We start from the raw sequence: 2,115 nt of genomic DNA on the forward strand, positions 1-2,115 counted from the left end.
ATCCACCCCCTGACCACCCGACACGCACTCGAACTGTTCGACACCACCCACACCACCACCGAACCCCACCTCATCCCCGCACACCTCACCATCACGACGTCGCAGCCTTCGCCGATCCTCCGCGCCCTGGCGAAACCCGCACCGCTCGCCAGGGCGGCGGCCCGGCCGGACAGCTCCGATCTGGTCCGCGGGTTGCGTGCGCTGCCCGCAGCCGAGCAGACCAAGCAGCTGACCGCGGTCGTCCGTGGTGAGGTCGCGGACGTGCTCGGGTTCGCCGGTGCGGATGACGTTTCGCCGGCCCGGTCGTTCAACGACCTCGGGTTCGATTCGCTCACCGCGGTCGAACTGCGCAACCGGATCGCCGCGGCGAGCGGTCTCCGCCTGCCCGCGACGCTCATCTTCGACTACCCGACCCCGGCCGCGCTCGTGGAGTACCTGCGCGATGAGCTGGTCGGTGAAGTCGCGGTCCAGGCTGCCGAGGTCGTGGCGACGAGCACCGAACCGATCGCGATCGTCGGCATGGCGTGCCGGTATCCCGGCGGAGTGTCCACTCCGGACGAACTGTGGGAGCTGCTGGTGGCGGGCGGCGACGGGATCACCGCGTTCCCGACCGACCGCGGCTGGTCGCTCGACGCCTTGTCCACTTCGGACCCGGATCGTGCCGGAACGGTATACGCCAGGGAAAGCGGCTTCCTGCGGGAAGCAGCGGCTTTCGACCCGGCGTTCTTCGGCATCAGCCCTCGCGAGGCGGTGGCGATGGACCCGCAGCAGCGGCTGCTGCTGGAAACCTCGTGGGAGGCGCTTGAGCGGGCGGGGATCGACCCCGATTCGCTGCGCGGCAGCCGGACCGGTGTGTTCGCCGGCGTGATGTACCACGACTACGGGACGCAGCTCGGCACGCTGCCGGACGAGGTCGAGGGCTTCATGAGCACCGGCACCTCGGGCAGTGTCGCGTCCGGCCGGGTCGCCTACGCGCTGGGGTTGGAAGGCCCGGCGGTGACCGTGGACACGGCCTGCTCCTCGTCCCTGGTGGCTCTGCACTGGGCGGTGCAGGCGCTTCGTTCGGGGGACTGCACCCTCGCGCTCGCCGGTGGCGTCACGGTGATGGCGAATCCCGGATCGCTGATCGAGTTCAGCAGGCAGCGCGGTCTTTCGCCGGATGGCCGGTGCAAGGCGTTCGCCGCGGCCGCGGACGGCACCGGGTTCGCCGAAGGCGTCGGGGTGTTGTTGGTGGAGCGGTTGTCGGATGCGGTGGCGAGGGGGCATCGGGTGTTGGCGGTGGTGCGGGGTTCGGCGGTGAATTCCGATGGTGCGTCGAATGGCCTGACGGCGCCGAACGGTCCTTCGCAGCAACGGGTGATCCGCCAGGCCGTCGCCGCGGCGGGGTTGGGTCTGTCCGATGTGGATGTCGTGGAGGCGCACGGAACGGGGACCACGCTCGGTGATCCGATCGAGGCACAGGCACTGCTGGCGACCTACGGGCAGGATCGGGAGGACCCGTTGTGGCTGGGTTCGGTGAAGTCGAACCTCGGGCACAGCCAGGCGGCGGCCGGGGTCGCCGGTGTGATCAAGATGGTCCTCGCGATGCGGCACGGGGTGTTGCCGAAGACCTTGCACGTGGATGAGCCGTCGCCACACGTGGATTGGTCGGCGGGCGCGGTCGAACTGCTCACTGAAGCCCGGTCGTGGCCAGACAAGGGGCGGCCACGCCGGGCGGGGGTGTCGTCGTTCGGTATCAGCGGCACCAACGCCCACGTGATCATCGAGGCACCGGCGCACACGGCGGAAGAGCCCCGGGCCACCCCGGACGAGCCGCCGGTGCTGCCGCTCGTGCTGTCGGCGAAGACCGGGCCCGCGCTCCGCGCACAGGCCGAACGTCTGTGCGCCGTCCTCGAGGCGAACCCTGAACTGTCCACTGTGGATGTCGGCTATTCGCTGGCGACCACGCGTACCGCGCTCGAGCACCGGGTTGTGGTGGTGGGTGGTGGTCGTGGTGAGTTGGTGGCGGGGTTGTCGGCGTTTGTGCGGGGTGGTGTGGGTGCTGGGGTGGTTCGTGGTGGTGGTGTGGGTGTGGTGTTTTCGGGGCAGGGGTCGCAGCGGTTGGGGATGGGGCGG

1 pseudogene is annotated in these 2,115 nt (G+C 70.0%); it reads left to right on the top strand.

The window, feature by feature from the left end:
* Positions 1-9 precede the first annotated feature (9 nt).
* A pseudogene (locus tag ABD256_RS44005) lies at positions 10-2,115 on the top strand (type I polyketide synthase); the annotation flags it as partial.

Origin of the sequence: Amycolatopsis minnesotensis (assembly GCF_039529815.1) — a bacterium.
Lineage (GTDB): Bacteria > Actinomycetota > Actinomycetes > Mycobacteriales > Pseudonocardiaceae > Amycolatopsis > Amycolatopsis minnesotensis.